Annotated in this window: 1 protein-coding gene; it reads left to right on the top strand. The window is 39.0% G+C overall.

Features of this window, described 5'->3' with window-relative positions; all coding sequences use genetic code 11:
- Positions 1-103: 103 nt before the first annotated feature.
- Positions 104-767, top strand: a 664-nt coding sequence (locus RTW80_RS26490; protein WP_312721059.1) for an EcsC family protein, incomplete at its 3' end; no start/stop codon positions are given.

Genomic DNA, 767 nt, shown 5'->3' with positions numbered 1-767 from the left:
TCGGCATCTCGCCCGTTGAATCACTGAATTCTCACAAGGTAAGATCCCAAAACAGACCACTTACAAAAAGTAGGCTACAGATTGATTCATAAGGGATTTTTACATGCATCTTGAAGAAGAAGATCTGCGCGCTTTAGAAAGAGCCGTAGAATTATTAGAACAAGATACAATTACAGAAACACTAACCCAATTAGTTGGAACCCCAATAGATTACTTAATGAGTAAACTTCCCAAAGGAGCAGAAAAGAAAATTTATAGCCTAGTAGAAAAATCTCTCAACAAAGCTGCTAATGCAGCCTTATGGAGCCTAGACAATGAACCTAACCGAATAGCATCAACTAAGACAAATAAGTTCTTTGCTGCCTTATCTGGAGCCATTGGTGGTGCTTTTGGCTTTTCTGCATTAGCAATTGAGTTACCAGTTTCAACGACAATTATGCTTCGTTCAATTGCGGACATAGCAAGAAGTGAAGGTTTTGATCTAGATAGGATTGATACAAAACTAGAGTGTTTAGCGGTGTTTTCCTTCGGAGGACCATCTGAGGACGATGATGCAGTTAATACTGCATACTATGCAACAAGGAATTTGACTGCTGAGATCGTACAAGATTTATCCAAAGAAATTTCTAACATTGCTGTCAAGAACGCTGCTTCAACACAAACAGGAAAATGGTTAGCTTCGTTAAGAGAAAAAGTTGCGACAAGATTTGGTATAGTTATTACAGAAAAAATGGCAGCTCAAGCTGCTCCTGTTATTGGAGCACTGG

This window comes from Escherichia sp. AM3, from assembly GCF_032029835.1.
Classification (GTDB): Bacteria; Pseudomonadota; Gammaproteobacteria; order Enterobacterales; family Enterobacteriaceae; genus Escherichia; species Escherichia coli.
This window is presented reverse-complemented; position numbering and strand designations above follow the sequence as displayed.